General features: G+C 72.1%; 20 protein-coding genes. 12 read left to right on the top strand and 8 right to left on the bottom strand.

All coding sequences use genetic code 11. The features are described from left to right. The first annotated feature begins 337 nt into the window (after nt 1–337). Entirely contained in the window at nt 338–508 is a 171-nt protein-coding gene (locus tag Scani_RS14035; protein WP_158101079.1) for a hypothetical protein, read from the top strand. A gap of 55 nt (nt 509–563) precedes the next feature. Here the strand turns inward: Scani_RS14035 and Scani_RS14030 are convergent, their stop codons facing one another. Both Scani_RS14030 and Scani_RS14025 read right to left on the bottom strand, forming a co-directional pair. Further along, complete coding sequence (locus tag Scani_RS14030; protein WP_159474613.1) at nt 564–1,139, bottom strand: TIGR03086 family metal-binding protein; 576 nt, start codon at nt 1,137–1,139, stop codon at nt 564–566. Nucleotides 1,140–1,391: 252 nt separating this feature from the next. Further along, entirely contained in the window at nt 1,392–3,221 is a 1,830-nt protein-coding gene (locus Scani_RS14025; RefSeq protein ID WP_159474610.1) for an alpha-L-fucosidase, read from the bottom strand. Nucleotides 3,222–3,530: 309 nt separating this feature from the next. On the opposite strand from Scani_RS14025, the gene Scani_RS14020 reads away from it, so the two are divergent. Beyond that, on the top strand, nt 3,531–5,093 hold the full coding sequence (locus Scani_RS14020; protein ID WP_159474607.1) for an AMP-binding protein: 1,563 nt from the start codon (nt 3,531–3,533) through the stop codon (nt 5,091–5,093). A gap of 515 nt (nt 5,094–5,608) precedes the next feature. Continuing rightward, a complete protein-coding gene (locus tag Scani_RS14015; protein ID WP_159474604.1) occupies nt 5,609–6,340 on the top strand; it encodes a dienelactone hydrolase family protein in 732 nt (243 codons plus the stop codon). A 175-nt stretch (nt 6,341–6,515) separates the two neighbouring features. Here the strand turns inward: Scani_RS14015 and Scani_RS14010 are convergent, their stop codons facing one another. Further along, nucleotides 6,516–8,624: an alpha-galactosidase gene (locus Scani_RS14010; protein ID WP_159474601.1), complete on the bottom strand. Its 2,109-nt coding sequence runs from the start codon at nt 8,622–8,624 to the stop codon at nt 6,516–6,518. Between the two features lie 238 nt (nt 8,625–8,862). On the opposite strand from Scani_RS14010, the gene Scani_RS14005 reads away from it, so the two are divergent. The 3 genes from Scani_RS14005 (at nt 8,863) to Scani_RS13995 (ending at nt 12,661) form a co-directional block, all read left to right on the top strand. After that, entirely contained in the window at nt 8,863–9,210 is a 348-nt protein-coding gene (locus Scani_RS14005) for a DUF1330 domain-containing protein (protein WP_159474599.1), read from the top strand. Nucleotides 9,211–9,421: 211 nt separating this feature from the next. Beyond that, a complete protein-coding gene (locus tag Scani_RS14000) occupies nt 9,422–11,500 on the top strand; it encodes a restriction endonuclease (protein WP_159474596.1) in 2,079 nt (692 codons plus the stop codon). 93 nt (nt 11,501–11,593) lie between these two features. Further along, nucleotides 11,594–12,661, top strand: a complete 1,068-nt coding sequence (locus Scani_RS13995; RefSeq protein ID WP_159474593.1) for a protein kinase family protein — start codon at nt 11,594–11,596, stop codon at nt 12,659–12,661. A 31-nt stretch (nt 12,662–12,692) separates the two neighbouring features. On the opposite strand, the gene Scani_RS13990 is transcribed toward Scani_RS13995, so the two are convergent. Further along, nucleotides 12,693–13,637, bottom strand: a complete 945-nt coding sequence (locus Scani_RS13990; RefSeq protein WP_159474590.1) for an aminoglycoside phosphotransferase family protein — start codon at nt 13,635–13,637, stop codon at nt 12,693–12,695. A gap of 187 nt (nt 13,638–13,824) precedes the next feature. Here Scani_RS13990 and Scani_RS13985 point away from each other — a divergent pair, with 187 nt between their 5' ends. The 5 genes from Scani_RS13985 to Scani_RS13965 all read left to right on the top strand — a co-directional run bounded on the left by Scani_RS13985 (nt 13,825) and on the right by Scani_RS13965 (nt 18,645). Beyond that, a complete protein-coding gene (locus tag Scani_RS13985) occupies nt 13,825–14,019 on the top strand; it encodes a ferredoxin (RefSeq protein ID WP_159474587.1) in 195 nt (64 codons plus the stop codon). After that, nucleotides 14,016–15,389, top strand: a complete 1,374-nt coding sequence (locus Scani_RS13980; RefSeq protein ID WP_159474584.1) for an NAD(P)/FAD-dependent oxidoreductase — start codon at nt 14,016–14,018, stop codon at nt 15,387–15,389. The genes Scani_RS13985 and Scani_RS13980 overlap by 4 nt, the downstream gene beginning before the upstream one ends. A 40-nt stretch (nt 15,390–15,429) precedes the next feature. Continuing rightward, on the top strand, nt 15,430–17,889 hold the full coding sequence (gene uvrA, locus Scani_RS13975) for an excinuclease ABC subunit UvrA (protein ID WP_159474581.1): 2,460 nt from the start codon (nt 15,430–15,432) through the stop codon (nt 17,887–17,889). Nucleotides 17,890–17,971: 82 nt separating this feature from the next. Continuing rightward, complete coding sequence (locus Scani_RS13970) at nt 17,972–18,184, top strand: EF-hand domain-containing protein (protein ID WP_159474578.1); 213 nt, start codon at nt 17,972–17,974, stop codon at nt 18,182–18,184. Between the two features lie 176 nt (nt 18,185–18,360). Then, nucleotides 18,361–18,645 carry a LysE family transporter gene (locus tag Scani_RS13965; protein ID WP_246295778.1) on the top strand — a complete coding sequence of 95 codons (285 nt, stop codon included), beginning with the start codon at nt 18,361–18,363 and terminating at the stop codon, nt 18,643–18,645. Between the two features lie 32 nt (nt 18,646–18,677). Here Scani_RS13965 and Scani_RS13960 read toward each other — a convergent pair whose 3' ends face one another. Then, complete coding sequence (locus tag Scani_RS13960; RefSeq protein WP_159474575.1) at nt 18,678–21,059, bottom strand: GH92 family glycosyl hydrolase; 2,382 nt, start codon at nt 21,057–21,059, stop codon at nt 18,678–18,680. Nucleotides 21,060–21,594: 535 nt separating this feature from the next. Between Scani_RS13960 and Scani_RS13955 the strand changes: the two genes are divergently transcribed. Then, nucleotides 21,595–22,071 carry a hypothetical protein gene (locus Scani_RS13955; protein WP_159474572.1) on the top strand — a complete coding sequence of 159 codons (477 nt, stop codon included), beginning with the start codon at nt 21,595–21,597 and terminating at the stop codon, nt 22,069–22,071. Nucleotides 22,072–22,152: 81 nt separating this feature from the next. On the opposite strand, the gene Scani_RS13950 is transcribed toward Scani_RS13955, so the two are convergent. The 3 genes from Scani_RS13950 to Scani_RS13940 form a co-directional block, all read right to left on the bottom strand. Beyond that, nucleotides 22,153–23,604 (bottom strand): amino acid permease, encoded by a 1,452-nt coding sequence (locus Scani_RS13950; protein WP_159474569.1) that lies wholly within the window; start codon nt 23,602–23,604, stop codon nt 22,153–22,155. A gap of 125 nt (nt 23,605–23,729) precedes the next feature. Continuing rightward, on the bottom strand, nt 23,730–23,945 hold the full coding sequence (locus Scani_RS13945; protein WP_159474566.1) for a dodecin: 216 nt from the start codon (nt 23,943–23,945) through the stop codon (nt 23,730–23,732). 204 nt (nt 23,946–24,149) lie between these two features. Next, nucleotides 24,150–24,611 carry a universal stress protein gene (locus tag Scani_RS13940; RefSeq protein ID WP_159474563.1) on the bottom strand — a complete coding sequence of 154 codons (462 nt, stop codon included), beginning with the start codon at nt 24,609–24,611 and terminating at the stop codon, nt 24,150–24,152. Nucleotides 24,612–24,669 lie beyond the last annotated feature (58 nt).

The raw sequence follows: 24,669 nt of genomic DNA, 5'->3' as shown, positions 1-24,669 counted from the left end.
GGGGGCGGATCCCTCGCTCACTCTTCAGCGTAGGGAACGGGGCGAATGCAGCAACCGGAGGGCCATTGGAGTGAGTGATCTGCATCACACACACCACCCCATTTCCCCGTCGCTGAGGGGCGGAGTATCCGCACCTTCCGATGACGCGCCCTTCCCGCCGGGAAACGCCGAGCGCGCGGAGTGCGGCGTCGTTACTCTGAGGGGCGACGGACGACCTTTCTGGGAGACGCCAACACCATTGGCCCGTCGCGGGAACGCCACAAACCTTGGCTGACCTCCCGGTTTGTGAACAAGGCGCCACCGCGTCGGACCAATACCTCTGAAGAAGGAGTGCGTGGTGGCATTGCACAAGGCTCAACACAAGCAGCCCCGTTTGAAACAGGGCGAGCGGCCCGGTCGGATCAAGGAAGTCCGCAATCTGGAAATCTGGGACCGCTGCGCCCCGGTGCGCCTCGCCGGCTGCGATGACGACCCCGCCGAGCCGTATATCTTCCGCGGCATCGACTGACTGACTCACTGATCACTTGGGCATCGGCCCTGACCCATGGGCTTCTTCCTCCGGGTCAGGGCCGACGCCCGAGCAGACACAGCAGTCGGGTGAGGTCGTCGGCGTCCGCCGGCGGCTCCACCGCGGGGGCGAACAGCCCGGAGTCGGCGAGCCCGGAGGCGTACGGCTCCACCTCGCGCAGCGCGGCCCGGGCAAGAGGGCCCGGCAGCCGCTCATCGGCGCCGATCGCGCGGGACAGGTCCCAGGCGTGCACCACGGCATCGGCCATCATCTGGGCGCAGTAGGCGTCGGCCGGGCCGGGGCCGTACGAGAGCTCGACGGTGCGGTCGAGCGCCCCGCGCTCCGCGAACGCCGCCACGGCGGCCACCGCCGCGCGGTCCCAGACCCCGGCCGGATCGTCCCCGAGCAGATCGCCGTCGTACTCGGACCCCACATCGGCGATCGTCGCGCCGTCCCGCACCAGGCGGGGCACCCACAACTGCTCGGCGGTGAGGTGGTTCACGAGGTCGCGCACCGACCATTGCGCACACGGCGTCGGGGCGTCCCACTGGTCGTCGCGGACCGCATGCACCCGGGCCCCGAAGAGCGCGAGGGCCTCGCCGTGGGTCCGCAGGATCTCGTCGTTGTCCATGCTCCCCGAGAATAGGAGCGGGCACTGACAACGGCGCCCCGGCGCACGGCGACCCCGCCGGTGCCCCGGGGCCCGCATTGACCCGAACGGCCCAACCGGGGACGGACTTTTTGCCTGCCTGCCTGCCTGCCTGCCTGCCTGCCCGCCCGCCGGTCGGCGCGGTGCGTACGGCCGCGCACCGCCTGTACGACCGCGTCCCGCCCGTACCGCCGTGAACGGCCGCTGCCCCCGTGATCAGCCGTTACGGGCCGGTCAGTCCGCGTAGAGCTGCCGCTTCGGCACGATCTCCTGGGGCTGGCTCGGGCTGGACCAGAGCAGCTTCATATGGGCCTCACCGGTCCGCTCCGTGTAGTCGATCCGGATGCGGTGCCGGTGGCCGGCCCGCAGGGTGAGGGTCCCCTTGTCGATCCGGGGGCCGTGCGGGGTGGTGCTGTCGATCACCGGCTTGCCGTCGATCCACAGCCGCACGGTGTCGTCGGAGACCGTGGTGAAGGTGTAGGTCTCGTCGTAGCGCGGCTGAACGGTGCCGGTCCAGCGGGTGCTGAAGTGATCGGCGGGGATCGCGGGGTGCGGCGATCCGTCGAAGCGGTAGGCCTTGTTCACCGTCGGATCGACGGTGGTCACCGCGGGCGGCCCGGTGAAGGAGTCGTTCGCCCAGGTCTGCGCCGTCAGCCCGGTGCCGGTGCCGACGGGGGCCGCGGCCGGTGGCTTGATGGTGAGCCGGATGACGCCGGCCAGTGGACCGGGGGCGGGGCCGGACGGGGTGAGATCGAATCCGTCACCGGACGGGGCGACCGTCACCTGCTGAGCACTGCCCAGCACCCGGGCCGCGGTGATCTCGAACCGCCCCTTGACGGTGAGGTGGAGGGGCGCGCCGGCGGCCGGCCAGGAGGTGACCGAGGCGTACAGCGCGTCGCCCCGGCGGGAGACCGTGCCCCAGGGCGGGGCGGCCACCAGCCCGGTGTGCCCGGCACCGTGGACCGCGTCGCCCTGGCCGTGCGCGCTCAGCCACCGGCCGGTCTCGCGCAGCCGGTCGACGGACGGCTGCGGGATGCGGCCGGACTTGTCCGGGCCTACGTTGAGCAGGTAGTTGCCGCCGCGGCTCGCCACCTCCAGCAGGTTGCGCACCACGGTTGCCGCCGACTTCCAGTGGGTGTCGTACTTGGCGAAGCCCCAGTGGTCGTTGAGCGTCATACAGCTCTCCCACAGCTGCCCGTCGACCGGTTCCGCCGGGATCTCCTGCTCGGGCGTCCCGAAATCGCCGTCGACCACCTCGCGCTTGCCGACCCGGTTGTTGACGATCAGGCGGGGATTCAGACCGTGCAGATACGCCTGGAGGTCGGCGCCGTCCCGGCGGGACCAGCGGTTGGTGGGGCGGTCCGCGTCCCATTCGCCGTCGAACCACAAAAGCGCCGGGTCGTAGGCGTCGACGAGCTCCTTGAGCTGGGCGTACATCCGCTCCTTGTAGCGCGGGAAGGTCGCCGGGTCGGCGAAGTCCGGGTCGTGCCAGTCCCAGATCGAGTAGTAGAAGCCGAGTTTGATCCCGGCGGCGTCGGCGGCCTTCTTCAGCTCGGCGAGGATGTCGCGGTGCGGGTCGAAGGAGGAGTGGTCGCGCAGGTTCCAGGTGTTCTGCTTCGTCGGCCACATCGCATAGCCGTCGTGGTGCTTGGAGGTGATGACGATATAGCGCTGGCCGGCGTCCTTGGCCGCCCGGACGATCGCCTCGGCGTCGAAGGCGGACGGGTTGAAGGCGGCGGCCTGCTTCTCGTACGCCTCGTCCGGGATCCCGCACTCGCGTTTGATCCACTCCGCGTTGCGGCACACCGTGCCGTCGGGCCGGGTGTACTCGCCCTCCAGGTTCGAGTACGCGCCGAAGTGGATGAACATCCCGAAACGGGCCTGACGCCACCACGAGGTGCGCGATGCGGTGAAGGGATCGTCGGTCGCATGGTTGGTTCCGGGGCCGGCGGCGGGCCGCGGCGGGGGCTTCGCGGCGGCCACGGGGCTGCCGGCGGCCAGCAGCAGGGTGCCCAGCACCCCCATGAGTCCCAGCAGCCGGAACGGTCTGGTGCGGCTGTGCATCGCTCGCTCCTCGGGTCAGTTGGTCACGTACGTGCCTCCTGTGCCACCCCGCATGGTGCAGCTCCGGCACCTGGACCGGAAGACCTCGAACACGACAAACATCGGAGCACCTTGCCGAGGGCTGACGGAAGTTGCGGGTAGGTGGGGTGGGAAAGGCGAGAGACCTCGGATCTAAGCGGGGTGAAGGGGAGAGGGTGGCCGAGAGAGGGCTGCTCATGGCTAAAGATCGCTGACCCGATGTCAGCACCCTGGCGGACCACGTGACTTGTCGGTTCAATGAGCCCTTCGGTCGCACTCACTGGAGGCACCATGGAAGCCGTCGTCCCACCCGCCGCCGGCGCCCCGGCCATTCGCTGCGCGGGTCATGAGCGCGACTATCCGTCGTTCCTCGACCGTGCGGCGCGGATCGCCACCGGGCTGCGTGCGGCGGGAGTCGCGCCCGGCGACCGGATCGCGGTCGTGATGCGCAACGAGCCCGCCCATCTGGAGATCACTGCCGGCGCCGCCCTGCTCGGCGCCTCGGCGGTCCCCGTCAACTGGCATTTCCGGCACGACGACCTCCGGCATGTGCTCACCGACAGCGGCAGCAAGGTCGTCTTCGTGCACAGCGACATGCTGGACGCGGTGACCGCCGTGCTCCCCGACGGCGTACGGATCGTCGAGGTGGCCGTACCCGCCGGTGTCGCGGCCGCCTGCGGGATCGCCGTACCGCCCGTCGCCGGGGACCACCCGCTGCTCGACCCGTGGCTGGAAAGCCATGCGCCGCTGGACCGGCCCGCCGCGGAACGGCCGCCCACCGTCATCTACAGCTCGGGAACCACCGGGCTTCCCAAGGGAGTGCTGCGCGAACCGGTCACTCCCGACCAGCTCGAAGAAGGGGTGCGGCTCTTCCTGGAGCGCTTCGCCGTCGCCCCCGGCGGACGCACCCTCATCCCCGCCCCGCTCTACCACGCCTCGCCCGGCCAGCATGCCGTCCTCGCCCTCGCGGCCGGCCTGGACATCACCCTCATGCCGCGGTTCGACGCCGAGGAGTTCCTGCGGTTGATCGCAGCTCACCGCATCGAGCAGGTCCAGGTCGTGCCCACGATGTTCGTACGGTTGCTGCGACTGCCCAAGGACGTGCGCGAGCGCTACGACCTGTCCTCGCTCACCTCCGTCGTGCACGCCGCGGCGCCCTGTCCGCCGCATATCAAACACGCCATGATCGACTGGCTGGGCCCGGTGCTGCGGGAGTACTACGGCGGCAGCGAGACGGGCGCCGTCACCTGGTGCGACAGCACGGAGTGGCTGGCCCACCCCGGCACCGTCGGACGGGCCACCGGAACCTGCGACGTCGCGGTCCTCGGCCCCGACAAGAAGCCGCTGCCGCCCGGCGCCACCGGTGACATCTACCTCAAACCGGGCGACGGCTGGCCCCGGTTCACCTACCTCGGCGACCCGGACCGGCGCGCCGCGATGGAAGCGCCGGGCCTGCCCGGCTACGTCACCATCGGGGACATCGGCCATCTCGACACGGACGGCTACCTCTACCTCAGCGACCGCCGGAACGACATGGTCATCTCCGGCGGCGTCAACATCTACCCCGCGGAGATCGAAGGCTGTCTGCTCGCCCTCGACGGGGTCCGTGACGTGGCGGTCTTCGGCATCCCCCACGAGGAGTTCGGCGAGGTCCTCGCCGCCCATCTGCAGACCGAACCCGGCGTGCTCCTCAGCGCCGAGGAGGTCCGCACCCACGTCGCCGAACGGCTCGCCGGGTACAAGGTCCCCCGGGCCGTGGTCTTCGAGGAGCTGCTGCCGCGCGACGAGTCGGGAAAGCTCTTCAAGAGGCAGCTGAGGGACCCGTACTGGGCGGAGCACGACAGGGCGATCTGAGGGGGGCGGTCGCCGGGGGCGCCGGGTCGTCACCGGGCCGCAGCGCCGAACGTTCGTCACGGAGGGGTGTGTTCATGGAACGCCGGCAATTCCTCGCCCCCGGGCCCGCGCTGACAGCCGCCGTCGCGCGGAGTCCGGCGGGCCGGTCACCTACGACTCCACCGCCGACTTCGGGGTCGGCGCCTTTCTGCCGGCGGGCACGGAGGTGGCGGCCCTGGGCCAGGACTGAGCCGCCGGCCCACCGATCAGCCGCTCCCGTCCGCCCGTGGCCCGCCGCGCGTCCGCAACTCGCCGTCGGTGCCCTGCCACTGGGACCTGGTGTCCCATCGGCCGCGCCCGCCCCGGCGACATCCTTGCCCGGACGGGGGTGCTGCCCTTCGTGCTACCTTCGGCGTCGCTGTGCGCTGCTGCGAACCGAGGAGGTGAGACCGATCAACGCTCTGACAGGTCGGGACTCCCTCTTCCGCACGGCCTGGGGAGTGCCCGCAGAAGGTCTCCCGAAAGGCTTGAAGCCCATGCGCTTCCTCTCCGGGACATCGTCCGACGGTGTCTGCGAACAGCTCTTCACTCTCGATGGGATTCCCGGCGTGCTGTGGACGCCGGAAGGTGCCACCGGCCCTCGTCCCCTTGTCCTGATGGGGCATGGCGGCGGTCAGCACAAGAAGGCCCCCGACCTCGTGGCCCGTGCGCGCCGCTTCGTTGCCGAGTGCGCCTTCGCGGTGGTGGCGGTCGACGTACCCGGCCATGGCGACCGGCCGAAGGACAAGGAACTCGACCGGATCGCGACCGAGAATCAGGCCCGGGTGGATGCCGGGGAGGAACCGGCCGCGCTGATCGCCGGCTTCCACGCGCTGGTGGCCCGCCGGACCGTCCCGGAATGGCAGGCGGTCCTGGACGCGGTCCGGCAACTCCCGCACGTCGGCGCCGGCCCGGTGGGCTACTGGGGGGTGTCGTTGGGCTGCGGCCTGGGCGTGCCCTTCGTCGCCGCCGAACCCCGGGTCCGCGCGGCAGTGCTGGGACTGGGCGGGGCGGCCGCATCGGCCGGGGTCGCTGCCCGGATCACCGTCCCGGTGGAGTTCCTGCTGCAATGGGACGACGAGCGGGTGCCGCGGTCCCAGGGCCTGGCACTGTTCGACGCCCTGGCCTCGGCCGAGAAGACGCTGCACGCCAACCCCGGTGAGCACGCGGAGATACCGGCACACGAGCTGGACAGCACGCTGCGGTTCTTCGCCCGGCACCTGGTCTGACACCGCCGCCCGCAGGCCGCCACGCGCCGATCGGATCCGCTCCCGATCGGCGCGTGCGGCGCCCGCCGGCGGGTGCGGCCGACCCGCTGCCGTACGCCCCTCACTCCGTATGCCCCTCACCCCCGCACCTCCGTCCGTCCCTCACTTCCGTACGCCCGTCACCTCTGTACGCCCGTCAGCTCCGTACGGCCTCCAGGAGCACCAGTCGCTCCGGGAACAGGGTCGGGGCCTGCACGCCCACCTCGGCCAGCACCCGGCCCGGTAGCGTCACACCCCTCTCCCACCAGGGCAGCGGCGAGGCGAACGGCCCCTCCGGGCGGTCGCCCGGGGGCAGGGGCGACAGGTGGTAGTCGGCCTCGGGAGCCAGGCCCGGCAGTCGCACCCGCCCGGCCGGCGACTGCACACTCGTCGCCATCTGCACCAGCGCGAACACCGCCCGCCCGCCGTCCCCGGACACCACACCGTGGATCCACAGCGCCGGGTCGGGGTGATCGCCGTGCACCACCGTCCCGCTGTGCAGGAGGGGCCGCAGTGTCCGGTACAGCGCCACCCACTCGGCCAGCCGTGCCCGCTCCGCCGGGCTCGCCGTCGTCAGGTCCCACTCGATCCCGAAGTGGCAGAACAGCGCCGTCCCCGCCCGGAAGTCCAGGGTGTGCAGACGTCCCGTCGTGTGAGCGACCGGCGCGCCCACATGCGCGCCGAGCAGCTCCGGAGGGAGCAGCAGGCCGGTCCAGCGCTGGATCCGCTGGCGCTCCAGCGGATCGATGCAGTCGCTGGTCCACACCCGGTCGGTGCGCTCCAGCACCCCCAGATCGACACGTCCGCCCCCGGAGGCACAGGATTCGACCTCCAACTGCGGGTGTCGGGCGCGCAGTTCGTCCATCAGCCGGTAGGTGGCCGTGGTCTGGTGGTGAGCGGCCGCGTCCACGAGATCGCGGTTGTGGTCCCATTTGAGGTAGTCGATGCGGTGCTCGCGCAGCAGGGTGTCCAGGCGCCGGAGGATGTGTGCGTACGCCTCGGGGCGCGCCAGGTCGAGGACCTGCTGGTGACGGGAGGCCGGCGGCAGCCGTGACGGGGAGGCGGCCAGGATCCAGTCCGGGTGCGCACGGGCCAGATCGGAGTCCGGGTTGATCATCTCCGGTTCGACCCACAGACCGAACCGCAGCCCCAGACCGTGCACGGTGTCGATCAGTGGATGCAGCCCGTCCGGCCAGACGTCCGCGTCCACGTACCAGTCGCCGAGCCCGGCACGGTCGTTCCGCCGCCCCCGGAACCACCCGTCGTCCAGCACGAAGCGTTCCGCTCCGACCTCGGCCGCCGCGTGTGCCAGCCGGGTCAGCCCGGCCGGGTCCTGGTCGAAGTAGACCGCTTCCCAGGTGTTGAGGGTGATCGGCCGCGGTGACGAGGGGTGTCGGGTGCGGGTGCGCAGCTCGCGATGGAAGCGGGCGGCCAGTTCGTCCAGGCCGTGGCGCCCGTAGGAGCCGTAGATCCAGGGGGAGCGGTAGGTGGCGCCGGGGGCCAGGCGGATCTCGCCGGGCAGCAGCAGTTCGCCGCCGGCGAGTACGGCCTGCCCGTCCGGGGTGCGCTCGGCGAGCGAGCGGTGGTTGCCGCTCCATGCCACATGCAGCCCCCACACCTCACCGGACCGGAAGCCGAAGCCCGCCTCCCCGGCGGTCTGCAGCAGCGTCGCATCGCTGCCGGTGCGCCCGCGCCGGTTCTCCCGCAGGTGGGTGCCGACGGTGAACGCATGCCGTTGCGGGGCGCGTTCGCGCAGATGCCGGCCGGTGAGATCGAGGAGCTCGGTGGCCTGCGCGGGCACCGGCAGGGCAAGGGTCAGTTCGGCGAGGTGGTACGGGTCGTCGCCGGTGTTGGTGACCGCGGCACACAGCCGCACGAGCCCCGCGTCGGTCAGCTGGGCCTCCAGGGTGAGCGCCAGCCCGCCGTCCGCGTCCGCCGCGTCGACGGTCAGCCGGCGGCTCTCCTCCCGTACGGACCTGGTGCGGACCGTGAATGCGGGCGCGGCGGCGGAGCCTTCGCGATGCCCGCTCAGCCCCGGGGTGCCGGGCCAGCCCGCGGACTGCTGCGGCAGCACGCTCAACGGCACCGGCTCATCCAGCGCGTTGGCGACGGTCTGCGCGACATCGGCGGCACGCAGCCCGGCGAGCCGGCCGGGCGCGAGCGCGCCGAGGTCGGCGCCCCAGTGCACGATGCGCGGCAGACCGGTACCGGACAGGTCCAGCACCAGGCTGGTGCCGGCGGCCCGGAGGTACAGGAGGTCGTCCATGGCGGGATCCCTTCGTGCGGACGTGCGGGGCGTGAGGGCGGTGAAGGACATGCGTGGCAGCGGTCGTGCCGTGGGAGCGGCGGTCGTGCGGTCAGACGTACCGGACGGCCGGGTCGCCGCACCAGAGGGCGCTGCGGCAGCCGGCCGGCCGTGATGACCCCGGAGGTAATCGACCCCCACCGCGCAGCCTGGAAACGTGGCAGCCGATGCACCCGCCATCCGCCGGAAGGGCAGTCCCATGACCGCATACGCCATCGCTCACCTCCGTCCCGCCGCGCCGCATCCGGAGGTCTTCGAGTACATCGAGAGGATCCAGCCGACTCTGGACCCGTTCGGCGGTCGCTTTCTCGTCCACGATGCGGAGGTGGAGGTCACCGAGGGCAGTTGGCCCGGGTTCGTCGTCGTCATCGCCTTTCCCGATCTGGCACGGGCTCGTGGCTGGTACGAATCGCCCGTCTATCGGGAGATCCTGCCGCTGCGCACCCGGCACAACGACGCCGATGTGGTGCTGGTGGCCGGAGTGCCCGACGGGTACGACCCGGCCGTGACGGCGGCGAAGCTGCGGGCGGCGGCAGCAACCGGATGACGCCCCGGGCCGGTGCGTTCGCGGCGGCCGGGCGACGTCCGTGGCCGGTCCGCAACGGTGGCCGGCGCGTCGCGTGCGATGCGGGGCGAAATCTTCGTACCGACCGTGACCGGCCGCTTGCTCCCCCGCTAAAGTCTCCCCAACAGCGCAGGTGAAACCGCTTCCACAGGGTTTGCGGGGCAGGTGCCCCGGGGGGAGGACACGAAGCGAGATGAGCCGCCGTTCCCATGGATTAATGGCCGTCTGGGCCGAGGCGCAGCGTCAGCAGCAGCGCCAGCAGGAAGCCCAGCGCCGCGCGCGAGCACAGCAGCAGCGCGACCAGGAACGGCAGGCACGGGACGCCGAACGCGCCATGGCGCGGATGCACCGTGAGCGGCAGGCGGCCTACCGGCAGCAGCGCGAGGCCGACGCCCGGCGGCGGACCGAGGAGCTGGACGCCCGCGTCGCCACCCTGACCGGCCTGCTCGCCGACGGCTGCCGCGCCCCCGCGTTCTCCGCCGCCGCGCTGCGGCGCCCCGAGCGGATAGCGGAGTTCGCGCCGGGAGCCCTCGCCGCCCCGGTGCCGATGCCCGACCCGGCCCGCTATCACGCGCCGACGGGCGGCTGGCACCTCGGCGCCCGCCGCGACCGGGCCCAGGAAGAGGCCCGCGCCCGCTACGAGCAGGACTGGTTCACGGCGCAGGCCGCGGAGAGCCGGCGGCAGGCGCAACTCACCGCCTACCGGCAGCAGTACGACCAGTGGGCCGCGGGCGCCCTGGCCGAGATCCGGCAGCACAACTCCGGAATCGAGGAGCTGCTCGCCGGGCTGCGCGACGGCCACGCGGACGCGGCCGTCGAGTACTTCTCCGCCGCGCTGTACTCCTCCACCGCCTGGCCGGAGGGCTTCCCCCGGCAGATCGCGGCCGCCTACGACCCGACGGCCCGCCAGCTCGTCCTCGACTGGGAGCTCCCCGGCTACGACATCGTCCCGGAGACCAGGTCCGTCCGCTATATGCCCACCGCCGACCAGGAGAAGGAGACCACCCGGCCGGCCGCGCAGCGCCGGGCGCTCTACCGCGACGTGCTGGCCCAGAGCATGCTGCTGGTGCTGCGCGACCTCTTCGCCGCCGACGGTCACGGCACGCTGGACTCGGTGGCGCTGAACGGCTTCGTGGACGATGTGGACCCGGTGACCGGCCGCCCGGCGCAGGTGTACCTCGCGACCGTCATGGCGCCCCGCAGCGCGTTCGACTCCTTCCGGCTCGAACAGGTCGGCGCGGTGGAGTGCCTGACCGAAGGGCTGCGCGGGCAGCTCGCCGCCCGCCCCGACCAGCGCACCGCGGTACGCCCGGTGCGACTGCCGGGCGATGTCGGCGGCGGGGTCGTCTCGCACGGCACACAGAGCGAACCGGATCTGTACGAGATGGATCCGATCGCCTTCGAGAACCTGATCGCCGAGCTGTTCCGCGCCATGGGCATGCAGGCGGTGACCACACAGCGGTCCGGCGACGGTGGCGTCGACGTCGACGCGCTGGACCCCGACCCGATCCGCGGCGGCAAGATCGTGGTGCAGGTCAAGCGCTACCGCAACACCGTCCCGCCCACCGCGGTCCGCGACCTCTACGGCACCGTCCAGTCCGAGGGCGCCAACAAGGGGGTGCTGGTGACCACCTCCCGGTTCGGCCCCGGCGCCCACACCTTCGCCAACGGCAAACCGCTCAGCCTCATCGCCGGTCCCGAACTCGTCGATCTCCTAGGCCGCTACGGGCTGCGCGGACGTCTCGGCGCGGACGCCCCGTCCGGCCCCGCCACCGCCGACGAGGCGCCGGACCACAACATCCTCGGCATGAACTGGTCCGGCGAGGTCGCCCTCGACGTCTGTGCCCTGGTGTGCAAGGGGACCAGCGTGCTCAGCGACGAGCACTTCGTCTTCTACAACAACCCGCGCAGTCCGGACGGTTCGGTCCGGATGCTGCCCGGCTTCGCCCCCGACCGGGCCGCGATGCAGGTGCGGTTCGAGGAGCTGCCGCCGGACGCCGACCGGCTGGTCCTGGTCGCGGCGATCGACCCCCAGGTCGACCCGGACGCCGATCTCGCCGGTTTCACCGATGCCCGGATCCGGCTGCTGGACGCGTCGGGGGAGGAGCTGGGCAGCCTGGAGGTCTCGGACGGGCGGCGCGGCGAGACCGCTCTGGTGCTCGGCTCGTTCCGCCAACGGGCGGGCGGCGACTGGGACTTCGTGATCGGCGGCAGGGGCTTCCCCGGAGGCCTGGAAGCCCTGGTGCAGGAGTACGGCATCGACGTCGCCTGAGGGCCCCTTTCGCGGGCCTGGGTCCGGGACCCGGGCGGCCACCGTGCCGTCCCCGCAGAAGCGGAACCGGCGACGGCTCAACTGGAGGCAGAAGTGCAACATCACGGCAGGTCCCGCGGTGCCCGGCTGGCCGCCCACAGTTCCGTCGCCACCTCCCTGGCCCTGTGCAGCGACCGCGGACTGCGCGAGCTGGTGGACGCGGCCACGCCGCTCGGGAAGGGCATCGGCGGAAAGTCCGCGCTGCTGGACGTCGACGGAACCCCGGTCTTCGTGAAGCAGGTGCCCCTCACCGATCCGGAGCGGCAGCCGGAGAACGTCCGGTCCACGGCGAACCTCTTCGGGCTGCCCGCCTTCTGCCAGTACGGCATCGGCGGGCCGGGCTTCGGTGCCTGGCGGGAGCTGGCCGCGCAGCTCATGACGACGAACTGGGTGCTCGCGGGGGAGTACCAGGGCTTTCCGCTGATGTACCACTGGCGGGTGCTGCCGGCCACGGAGACGTCGCTTCCCGACGAACTCGCGGACGTGGAACGGGCCGTCGCCTATTGGGGCGGCGGCCCGGAGGTGCGCCACCGGATCGAGGCGCTCCAGCGGTCCTCGGCGACCGTCGCGCTGTTCCTGGAGTACATCCCGCAGAACCTGCACGAATGGCTGGGCGCGCGGCTCGACGCCGGTGACGAGGCGGCCGACCGGGCGTGCGCCATGGTGGAACGGGAGCTGGCGGCCGGCGTCTCGTTCATGAACGCGCGTGGGCTCCTGCACTTCGACGCCCACTTCGAGAACATCCTGACCGACGGCCGGCGTCTCTTCTTCGCGGACTACGGCCTCGCCGTCTCCTCCCGGTTCGCGCTGTCGCCGGAGGAGGCCGCCTTCTTCGACCGGCACCGGACCTATGACCGCTGTTACACCGTCACGCATCTGGTGCACTGGCTGGTCGCCCATCTGTACGGGTACGGCAGGGACGAGCGCGACGCATGGGTGCGCGCATGCGCCGCCGGCGAGCGCCCTTCGGGGGTCCCGGGGCAGGCCGCGGCGCTCCTCGCCCAGCACGCGCCGCTCGCCGCGGTGATGGCGGGCTTCTACCGCAAGGTGCAGAAGGAGAGCCGACGGACCCCGTACCCGCTGGAGGAGCTCCGCCGGATCGGCGGGCCGTACGGCTTGTGACGCTTGTAGTGCCACCGGGGCACTCCGGCGGTCACCGTTCCGCCAGTTCCGCCAGCAGCCGTACCTTCGCCAACTCCTCGGCCCCGCCCGCGATGTCGTCGTGATCGGCGCTCCACAGGGCGCTCTCCACGCCGCGCGCCACCGACCAGGCGAGCAGCCGCGCGGGCTGCTCGTCCAGTGCGTCGGCCACCAGCGCGTACCGCTCGCGGAGCGTACGCCGCGGGTCCGGGTGCGCGAAGGGGTCGTCGAGCTGCGTCACCAGCGGCCAGGCGTCGTACGCCGGGTCGCCGACCATCGGCTTGGGATCGATGGCCAGCCACGGCCGGCGCTCCGCCGCCAGCACATTGCCCGGGTTGGCGTCGCCGTGCACCACGACATCCCGGGCGGCGGTCGTCGGCAGGGTGCGCAGCAGCTCGGCCCCGAGCGCCACCAGCCCCGGGTCGTAGTCCGGCCGCAACCGCCTCATCCGTTCCTGGAGGAGGTCGGCCCACTCGGCGCACACCGTTTCCACCCGCTCCAGTGTGCCGTCGGGCGGCGGGGGAGCGGTCCACAGCCGGCGCAGCACGCTCGCGGCGAGGGTGAGCCGCTCGGCAGGCGGGAGCGGGGCGTCCCCGAGCGGCGTGCCGGGGCGGCATCGTTCGATCAGGAGCGCGCCCCGTTCCCGGGACCGGCGCAGCAGCCGTACGGCGCCGTTGCCGCCCCAGGCGCGCAGCGCAGGTCCCTCGCCGTCGGCCTCGCGGTGCGGCCAGGTCACCTTGAGCACGGCGGGCTCGCCGCCGGGCCGCCGGGCCGGCGCCACCCACGAGCAGCTGCCGCCGTGGAACGGGGCGCCGAGCCGCAGTTCCCAGCGCTCCTCGAGCTCCTGGACGATCCCGGGCAGCCGGTCCAGCCAGGCCCGCCCCGAGGCGGTCCGTCCCATCTGCCGGACCACGGGGAGCGTCGCGGGGAAACGGTCGGGGGCGTGCGGGGAAGCCATCCGCGCAGCGTAGCGGCGGGCGGTACGGAGGCGCGGTGATGCGGCGGTACGGAGGTACGGCGCTGCACGGTGGTACGGAGCGGCGGCGCCGCGTGCGACGGGCCGGCGCGGGACCCCCGCCGGGCACTTGTGCCCCGGCCCGGTCGTTTCCCACTCCCACCACAGCAATCCCACGGAGCGCCCTGACATGAAGATCACCCTTGATGCCGACAAGTGCTGCGCCGCCGGCCAGTGCGTGCTGATCGCCCCCGAGGTCTTCGACCAGCGCGAGGAGGACGGCGTCGTCGTCCTCCTCGACGCCGAACCGCCCGTCGAACAGCACGACGCGGTGCACGAGGCGGCCGCCATCTGCCCGGCCGCCGTGATCGAGGTACACGCATGACCGGGCTGCCGATCGCCGTCGTCGGCGCCTCGGCGGCCGGCCTCGCCGCGGTCGAGGCGCTGCGCCGCTCCGGCTGGCGCGGCCCGCTCACCCTCATCGGCGACGAACCCCATCTCCCGTACGACCGGCCGCCGTTGTCCAAGCAGCTGCTGCACGGCGACTGGACGCCGGAGAAGCTGACGCTGCGCACCGCGGAGCAGCTCGCCCCGCTCGCTCTCGACCTGCGGCTCGGCACCCGGGCCACGGGCCTCGACGTGGCGACGCGCACCCTCACCCTCGACGGCGGCGAGCAGCTCGGCTGCGCCGGAGTGATCATCGCGACCGGTGTGGCGGCCCGTACGCTGCCCGGTGCCGACCGCATCGCCGGCGTGCACACCCTGCGCACCCTCGACGACGCACTGGCCCTGCGAAGCGGCCTGGCCAATGGGGGTGCCCCCGGCAGTGAGGACGTAGCCGCCGGGGGAGGGGGAGGCGGCCGGCGCGTGGTGATCGTCGGAAACGGCGTCCTGGGCTGTGAAGCCGCCGCGGTGGCGCGAGAGTTGGGACACGAGGTCACCCTCGTCGGGATCGGGCCGACACCGATGGCCGCCGTCGTCGGCACCGAGGTCGGCGAGCTGCTCGCCGAGGAGCACCGCGCCCGGGGCGTCCGGCTGCTCACCGCGGCGGTCGACGGCTTCGAGACGGCGCCCGCGGACCAGGACGGTGCCGGCGACCCGCGGGTGACAGCCGTACGGCTGGCCCATGGGGGTCCCCCCGGCAGTGGGGGCGTAGCCGCCGGGGGAGGCACCCGGCTGCCGGCCGACCTCGTACTGCTGGCGATCGGCTCCCGGCCCGCCGTCGGATGGCTCGACGACCCGGCCCTGGACACCACCGACGGACTGCGCTGCGACACGTACTGCGCCGCCGCCCCCGGCATCTACGCGGCGGGCGATGTGGCCCGCTGGGACCATCCGGTCCACGGCCGCCCGCTGCGCTTCGAGCACCGGATGAACGCCACCGAACAGGGCATGGCCGCCGCCCGTAACCTCCTCGCCGAACTGGCCGCGGAGGCCCCCGCTGCGGCCGAGGACGCCGCCCCCGCCCAGGAACGCCGCCCGTTCGCCCCCGTGCCGTACTTCTGGTCCGACCAGTACGCCGTCAAGATCCAGGCGTACGGACCGACCGCGGGCGCCGACCGGGTCGAGACCACCGTCCTGGACCGGGCCGAGCGCCGCGCCCTGGCGCTCTACGGCCGGGACGGCAACGCCGTCGGCGTGCTCGCGGCCGGGCTCCCGCCCCGCCAGGCCCGGGCGCTGCGCGCGGTCGTCGCCACCCCGCTGCCCTGGGAGGAGGCCCGCGAGCGGGTCGCCGCCGCCACGGCGGACGGCTGACCGTGCCCGACCACGGGGGACCGTGCCCGATCATGGAGGGATGGCCGACTCGTACGTACGGGTGCGCGGCGCCCGTGAGCACAACCTCCGCACCGTCGATGTGGACATCCCGAGGGACGCGCTGGTCGCGTTCACCGGGGTGTCCGGATCGGGCAAGTCCTCCCTCGCCTTCGGCACCATCTACGCGGAGGCGCAACGCCGCTACTTCGAGTCGGTGGCCCCCTACGCCCGGCGCCTGATCCACCAGGTAGGCGCGCCCAAGGTCGAGGACATCACCGGACTGCCGCCCGCCGTCGCCCTGGAACAGCGGCGCTCCGCGCCCACCTCCCGCTCCTCGGTCGGCACCGTCACCACCCTCTCCAACACCCTGCGCATGCTCTTCTCCCGCGCCGGCGACTACCCCGAGGGGGTGCCGGAACGACTGGATTCGGACGCCTTCTCGCCCAATACCGCGGCCGGCGCCTGCCCGGAGTGCCACGGCCTGGGCACCGTCCACCGGGTCACCGAGGAGTCCCTCGTCCCCGACCCCTCGCTCTCGGTCCGCGACGGCGCCGTCGCCGCCTGGCCCGGGGCCTGGCAGGGCAAGAACCTCCGCGACATCCTCGACGCCCTCGGACACGACATCGACCGGCCCTGGCGCGAGCTGCCGCGGGCCGACCGGGACTGGATCCTGTTCACCGACGAACAGCCCGTCGTCACCGTGCACCCGGTCCGCGACGTGGGCCGGATCCAACGCCCCTACAAGGGCCAGTACATGAGCGCCCGGCGCTATGTGCTGCACACCTTCGCCGACTCCAAGAGCGAGACCCTGCGCAGGCGCGTCCAGGGATTCATGGTCGCCGAGCCCTGCCCGGTGTGCCACGGACGGCGGCTGCGCCCGGAGGCGCTGGCCGTCACCTTCGAGGGCCATGACATCGCCACCCTCGCGGGCCGCCCGCTGAACGCCCTCGCCCAGGTGCTGCGGCCCACCGCCGAGCGGACGGACGACGAGGTGGCACCGGTGCTCGCCCGCGACCTGGTGGCCCGTATCGACGTCCTCACCGAACTCGGCCTGGGCTACCTGAGCATGGACCGGCCCTCGCCCACCCTGTCCGCCGGTGAACTCCAGCGGCTGCGGCTGGCCACCCAGCTGCGCTCCGGCCTCTTCGGCGTCGTCTACGTCCTGGACGAGCCGTCCGCCGGTCTCCACCCCGCCGACACGGAGTCCCTGCTCACGGTGCTGGGGCGGCTCAAGGAAGCGGGCAACTCGCTGTTCGTCGTCGAGCACGACATGGACGTGGTGCGCCGCGCCGACTGGATCGTGGACGTCGGCCCGCACGCCGGGGAACACGGCGGACAGGTGCTCCACAGCGGTCCCGTCGCCGCGCTGGCCGACGCCCCCGCCTCCGCCACCCGCCGGTTCCTCTTCGACACCGCACCACCCGCCGAGCGCACCGTACGCGGCCCCTCGGGCACACTGACGCTGCGCGGCGTGACCCTGCACAACCTGCGCGGCCTGGACGCGGTCTTCCCGCTCGGCGTCTTCACCGCCGTCACCGGCGTCTCGGGATCGGGCAAATCGACCCTGGTCACCCGCGTGCTCGCGGACGCCGTACGGGACCACCTCGGCACGGGCGGCGAGGAGCAGCAGGACGCCGCCGACGGCGAGAGCACCGGACCGACGGCACGGGCACAGCTCGTCGCGGCCGAGGGCCTGGAAGCCATCGACCGGCTGGTCCGCGTCGACCAGAAGCCGATCGGCCGGACCCCGCGCTCCAACCTCGCCACCTACACCGGGCTGTTCGACGCGGTGCGCAAGGTCTTCGCCGCCACCGACGAGGCCCGCGCCCGCGGCTACACGGCGGGCCGGTTCTCCTTCAACGTCGCCAGCGGCCGCTGCGAGACCTGCCAGGGCGAGGGCTTCGTCGCCGTCGAACTCCTCTTCCTGCCCGGGACGTACGCACCCTGCACCGCCTGCCACGGCGCCCGCTACCGGCCCGAGACCCTGGAGATCACCTACCGGGACCGGACCATCGCCGACGTCCTGGCGATGACCGTGGACGCCGCCGCCGGTTTCCTGGCCGATGTCCCCGCGGCGGCCCGCAGCCTGCGCACCCTCCAGGACGTGGGCCTCGGCTACCTGCGACTCGGCCAGCCCGCGACCGAACTGTCCGGCGGCGAGGCACAGCGCATCAAGCTCGCCACCGAACTCCAGCGGACCCGCCGCGGCCACACCCTCTACCTCCTCGACGAGCCCACCACCGGGCTGCACCCCGCCGATACCGAGGTGCTGCTGCGCCAGCTGCACGGCCTGGTCGACGCCGGGCACACGGTCGTGGTCGTCGAGCACGACATGGGGGTGGTCGCCGGTGCCGACCACGTCATCGACCTCGGGCCGGGCGGCGGTGCGGACGGCGGCCGGATCGTGGCGGCCGGAACCCCGGCCGAGGTCGCGGCGGCACCGCAAAGCCGTACGGCGCCCTACCTGGCGCGACGGAGGGCGCGGCCGGACGCCTGTTGACGGTCCGCTAATGTACGCAGGTCAGATCAGCAGTCATCAGCACCGCGCAGCACTGCGCAGCACCACGAAGGGGGCACCTCTCATGGCAGACATGGACAAGGCCAGGGCAGCGTTCGACCGGTTCGACGCGGACGGCGACGGCCAGGTCACGCCCGAGGAGTTCAAGCACGCGATGGCCGAGATGGGCGACCCGTTCGTCACCGGTCCGGTCGCCGAGGCGGTCATCAGGGCCAAGGACACCGACAGCGACGGCAAGATGTCCTTCGACGAGTTCTGGCAGGCCCTGCAGGACTGACGTCCGCACCGCTTCTTCTCAGCCCCCCTTCGCCTCCCGTTCGCCCGCGGCCGCGCGCAGCGCCGCCAGCCCGCGGGCGATCGGGGGCCGGCGAGATCCTGACCGATGCCTTTCTGCCGGGCCTGTGGGCGGGCTATGCGCCGGCCGTTCCCGTCGGTGCGCTCGCGGTGTTGCTGGTGAGTGTGACCGCCCGGACCTCCTTTCGGGTCGGCGCCTCGGCGGCGCTCGGGGTGGCGACCGCCGACGGCCTCTACGCGCCGGCCGCGGTGGCCGGCGGTGCCGCGCTCTCCCGTGCCGTCGCACCGGTCGCCGGCCCCCTGCGCGCGCTCGCCGCCGTCCTGCTGCTCGGTACGGCGTTACGGACCGCCGTACGGGCACTGCGGAACCGCGGCACGCAGACAGGCCCGGAACGGGACGTCCTGGGAGGTCCCGCCCGGTCCTACCTCGCCTTCCGGGGCTGACGTTGATCTACCCCTGGGCGGTGCTCTACTTCTCAGCGCCGGCGACCGGGCTGCTGCTGCGCCGATGAGGTGCCCACCGGGGGCGGCGCGGCATGGTCGCCGGTGCCCCAGCTGGACGGCTCGGTGCCCACGGCGAAGGCGAGCTCCCGGCCCGAACGCAGCTCATCGGTGGTGAGGTACGTCCGGTCGTGATCGGCGCCGTCCAGCCGTACCGACTGCACATAACGGTGGGCGGCGGACGTCCCGGGCGCGGTGACGGTGAAGTGCCCGGCCGGGTAGTAGCGACGGTCCAGCGTCAGGTCCACCCGGTCGAAGACCGGTGTGCTCAGCCCCCAGGTGTCGGTGCCCGGCTGCACCGGGAACACCCCGATCGAGGAGAGCACCATCCACGCCGACATCGTCCCCAGATCGTCGTTTCCGGTCATACCGGTGGGGGCATCGGTGAACAGCGTCAGCGCCGCATGCACCACATCCGTGGTCTTCCAGGGGTGGCCGGTGGAGAGATAGGTGTACGGCGCGATGAGGTCGGGCTCGTTCTGCGGGTTGTACTTGTCCGCGTTGTAGTAGTCGTACGGTCCGTTGACCCACACCTCGCGGGCCGTCTTCTCCGGGTCCTGCAGCAGCTCGTGGTAGGCGAAGAACGCGTCGAGACGCTCCTCGGCCCTGTCCTTGCCGCCGATCAGCTGCAGCATCCCCGGCAGGTCCTGCGGCACCAGCCACTGGTACTGCCAGGACGTGCCCTCGTGGAAGCCCTCGCTCTTGGCCGGATCGGCGGGCCCGGTGAAGGCGCCCTTCCCGTCGCGGGCCCGGAAGAAGCCGGTCGAACCGTCAAAGATGTTCCGGTAGTTGCGAGCACGGGCCGCATACCGGTCCGCGTCCCCGCCGTGCCCCAGATCGCGCGCCATCTGCGCCAGCATCGCGTCCGACAGGGCGTATTCGAGGGTGGCCGAGGCGCCGTGGTCGAAGTCGGAGTCGCCGGGCTTGGTGTGCGGGCGGCCCTTGAGGTACGGGGCGAACCCGTCCTTCAGATACGGCGCGTTGGCCTCCCGCCCGAGGGCCGGCGAATCGGCCGGCGGCACACCGTCGGCGTTCTTCTTCAGCGCCGCGTACGCCTCCTCCTCGTGCCCCCGCAGCAGTCCCTGCTGGTAGGCGTTGGTGAGGAACGGAGTGACCGGATCGCCGGTCATGATGTTCGTTTCGACCGTTCCGTAGCCCCACTTGGGCAGCCAGCCGCTCTCCTTGTCGATCCGCAGCACCGACAGCGCCATATCGCGGGACTCCTGCGGCGCCAGCAGTGCCAGCAACTGCGCCTGGGTGCGGTAGGTGTCCCACAACGACCAGTTCTGGTAGTACGTGAACCCCTGGGCGCGATGGGTCCGCTGGTCCCAGCCGGTGTAGCGGCCGTCCACGTCGCTGCCGATGTTCGGTGCGAGGAAGGACCGGTAGAGGGAGGAGTAGAAGGTGCGGCGCAGGCTCTTGTCACCGCCCCGGGCCCGCACCAGGCCCAGCCGGTGCTCCCACGCGGCGTCGGCCGCCGCCTTCGCGCGGTCGAAGGAACCGCCGCCCTCCGCCCGCAGATTGCGGGCCGCGCCCGCCGCGTCCACATAGCTGAGAGCGGTGGTCGCCTCGACGGTGCGGTCCGTGCGGGTGTCGAAACGGGCGTAGGCCCCGTGCCGGCCGGTGGCGGTGGAGTCCCGGGAGCCGGCCGTCACCTTGCCGCCGTCCCAGGTTCCGTACGACGCGAACGGCCGGTCGAAGCGGGTGATCGTGTAGACGGTGTACGGCTTGGTGTCCTGGCAGAAGCCGCGGCCGGTGATGGCGGTCCGGATGGTGCGGGAGTCCAGTACCTCGACCCGCGTCGAGACCGTCCTGTGCAGCGACTGGCCCGTGTTGAGCAGCACATTCGCCTTGTCGGTGGCCGGGAAGGTGTAGCGCTGCCTGCCGGTGCGGGCGGTGGCCGTCAGCTCGGCGGTGATGCCGCCGTAGGACGTCAGGCCGACCCGGTAGTACCCCGGCCGGGCCGACTCGTCGTCATGGCCGTAGCCGGCCGCGTACTTCGCATAGTCGGTCTCGGTGATGTCGCCGGTGGTGGGCAGCACCGGCAGGTCACCGCCGAGACCGCAGCCGACGCCGGAGATGTGCACCGAGCTGAAGCCGCGGATGTGGTCGTCGTCGTAGCCGTAGCCGGTGGTGTGGCCGGTGTCGGGGGAGAGCTGCACCATGCCGAACGGGACGGCCGCGCCCGGGTAGGTGTTGCCGTCGTTCCGGCTGCCGATGAACGGGTTGACCAGGTCGGTGAGCGGGCCGCCGGGCGGCTCGGCCTGCGCTGCGGGGGCCGCGAGCGCGCCCCCGATGAGTGCGGCCGCCAGCACCGCGCCCGCGGCGCGCAACCGGGTGCGACTGAGCCAAGGCATGGATGTGGACCTCCGGGTTCGGGTCGCCGCGCGGCCCCGTCGGACGGCGCGCGCGGGCGCGCACGGCCCGATAGGCCGACAACGTTGTCAGAGCGCGCTCATTCTTGGCGCCGGTCAGGTGCGCGTCAAGAGGTGGTGTGGCGGTAACCGGCCGCCCCGAGCTGTCGGAGCGGGGGTGGATCCCTCCCGGAGCGGTGCGCGGTGGGCCGACGCCGGCTGCTTGCGTCCGGCCTGTGCCATCACCGGGTGATGGCTCGTCAAAAATGTTGTCTCGTAGTCGACTTGCCGACGGACCCGGGTTGCTCCACTCATGTCCGGGTGTCGTAAAAATCATGAGATGACGGCCTTGCTCTCTTCAGGGGCGCGTGCCTCAATGGTCAGCGATTCAGGTCGCTGACCACCCGTCAGATCTGGACGGTGATCGGCCGGGGATCCGACCGCGGGCCCCTGCGTGGCCGCCTGTCGTTCCCTCGCGCATCCCCTCCCGACGCCGCGCCATGGGCCTGCACCCCCCTCAAGAAGGCGGTACCCCCCTATGAGACACCTCAGATCGGGCACGCTCGGATTCGGTACGGCGCTCGGCGTCGCCGTCGCCGCCGCGGGCACACTGGCGATGGCCCCGGCCGCCGCCGCGGTGACCCCCGGCACCGCCACCCTCTCGTTCAACTGCGGCTTCTTCGGCTCCGGTACGGCGACACTCACCGCGACCCAGAACGGCACGGCCGCGACCATCAGCCTCTCCACGTCGGCGATCACGTCACCGATAGACGTCGGCGCGAACACGGTCAGCTCCACGCTCACCCTCACCAAGAACGGCTCCGGGACCACGACGTTCACCGGCAGCCACAACCCGGCGATCCCGGCCGGCAAAGCGGTCTCCACCGGCCCGCTCAGCGGAACGGTCGCCGCGGGCGACAAGCTGGCGGCCACCTCACTGAAGGTCGTGGTGTTCGGCGTCACGGCCACCTGCAACGCCACCACTCCGCAGTCCCCGGGACCGTTCGTCTTCTGATCCCGAGGGCGGGCGGGGACCGGCGGGCCGTCGTCCGCCGGTTCCCCGCCCGCTCACTGCCGCGCGGTCAGCCGCCGTGGCTCACAGCCGCTTGCCGCCGCTCCCGCCACCGGCGCTCTCCCGTTCCGCCCGTGCCAGGTTCGAGCGGCGGTAGGAGTACGTGAAGTAGACGACCATGCCGATCAGGAACCAGATGACGAACCGCACCCAGGTCTGCCATTCCAGGAACGTGATCAGCCAGATCGAGAAGCACACCCCGATCGCCGGTACCACCGGCATGCCCGGGGTACGGAACGTCCGCGGCAGGTCGGGCCGCTTGTAGCGGAGCACGATCACCGCGAGGCAGACGACCACGAACGCGAGCAGAATGCCGATGTTCGTCAGCTCGGCGGCCTCGCCGATCGGCAGGAAACCCGCGATGAGCGCCGAGGCGAAGCCGACGATCCAGGTCACCCGGGTCGGCACATGGTGCTTGGGGCTGGTCTTGGCGAACCACTTCGGCAGCAGACCGTCCCGGCTCATCGAGAACCACACCCGGGTCACGCCGAGCATGAAGGTGAACATGACCGTCAGGATGCCGATGATCGCGCCGACCGCGATGACATCCGCCAGACCGCTCAGGCCCACCGACTTGAAGGCGGACGAGAAGCCGCTCTCCGGGTCGATGTGCTTGTAGTTCTGCATACCCGTCAGCACCAGGCAGGCCAGGACGTACAGCACCATCGAGATGGCCAGCGAATACAGGATCGCCTTCGGCATATGGCGCTGGGCGTCCTTCGACTCCTCGGCCGCGGTGCTCATCGCGTCATAGCCGAAGACGGCGAAGAAGACGGTGGCCGCGCCGGTGAAGGCGCCGCTCACCCCGAACGGGAAGAACGGCGTGTAGTTCGAGGTCTTGATGTGGAAGAAGCCGACCGCGATCACGACGATGACCACCAGGACCTTCAGGGCCACCACGATCGTCTCGAAGCGCGCGGCGTTCTTGATGCCCAGGGTCAGCAGATAGGCGATCAGCAGACAGAGCACCGCCGCGAAGAGGTCCACCCGGTGCCCCGGCCCCGTCCCCGGCGCGCCGAGCATCCAGGCGGGCAGGTCGACGCCCAACTCGCCCAGCAGAAAGCCGAAGTAGCCGGAGATGCCGATCGCGACCACCGCGACGATCGCGGTGTACTCCAGCAGCAGGTCCCAGCCGATGAACCAGCCCGCCACCTCACCGAGGACCGCGTAGCCGTAGGTGTAGGCCGAGCCCGCCTTCGGGATCAGCCCGGCGAATTCGGCGTACGAGAACGCGGCCGCGGCGCTCGCGATGCCCGCGATGAGGAAGGAGATCAGGACCGCGGGCCCGGCCTTCCCGTTCGCGACGGTGCCGGCCAGCGTGAAGATCCCCGCCCCGATGATGCCGCCGACGCCGATGGCCGTCAGCTGCCACAGGCCGAGCGCCCGGGTGAGCTGCTCGCTGGCGGTGCCTTCCGTCTCTTCGATGTGCTCGATCGGTTTACGGCGCAAAATGCCCTGTCCCGCGCGCAGCCCCATCCGTCATCCCTCCGTACGCTCCGTCGTGGTCCGACGGCGGATCATCATGGACCCTCGGGGGCGACTAGGGAAGGCGACTCCCTAATACTCCGGGGACTCGCCGGGAGACGTACACGGGAGGGGTGTCAATCGGCGTCCTCGAGCCGGAACCCGACCTTCAGGCCGACCTGGTAGTGGTCGATCTCGCCGTCGACGATATGCCCGCGGACCTGGCTGATCTCGAACCAGTCGAGGTTGCGCAGGGTCTGCGAGGCGCGCTTGATGCCGTTCCTGATCGCGGCGTCCACGCTCTCCTGGGACGTACCGACGATCTCGGTCACGCGATACGTGCGGTCGGTCACGGTGGTCTCCCTCGCCGGGGCGGCACTCCGCCCGTCCACTGTCCACCGTGCCTCAGGGCGACCCGGCCCACCAGCGGAGCGCCCGGGCGGGAGCTGGGGTGTCAGGACGCCGCCGAGGGGGCCGGCCGGCGAGGCGGCGCCGGGGGGCAAGGGACGCGCAGCGGCCGAACGGTGACCTGCGGTGGAGCACCAGGGGCGGCCGCCCTACGGAACGACCGTGACCGGCCAGCGGCCGGCCTTGACCAGGCGCACCGCGACCGAGCCCATGATGCGGTGCCCGGCCTGCTCCGAGGCGCCGACCACCACGGCGTCGGCCTTGAGCTCGTCGGCCATCTGGACCATGCCGTTGTACGGGTCGCCACGCAGGGTGTGGAACTCCCAGCGCAGGCTGTAGATCCCCTGGAGCCGCTCGGTCGCCCGTCGGATCTCGGCCATCAGCTCCTCGGCGACCTCGTCGGTCGCGTCCGAGACCGGGGCGCCCATCGCGGCCCCGGCCGGCAGCACCGGCTGGACGTAGACCAGGACGAGTTTCGAGGACTGACGCCTGGCCAGCCCCGCCGCATACGAGGCGGCACGCCACGACGAGTCGGAGCCGTCGATGCCGACGACGATGACCTTCGGGCCGTCCGTTCCGCGCTCGAACGGCGCGGCTGCGTTCTCCTCCACACCACGGAGGTTATCCGCACATGCGTGCGGCCGCGGTGCCGGGCCCATGCCCACGGGC

It is taken from the genome of Streptomyces caniferus, assembly GCF_009811555.1.
In the GTDB taxonomy this organism is placed as follows: Bacteria; Actinomycetota; Actinomycetes; order Streptomycetales; family Streptomycetaceae; genus Streptomyces; species Streptomyces caniferus.
The sequence above is the reverse complement of the archived record's forward strand: the minus strand, read 5'-3'. Positions and strand labels throughout refer to the sequence as shown.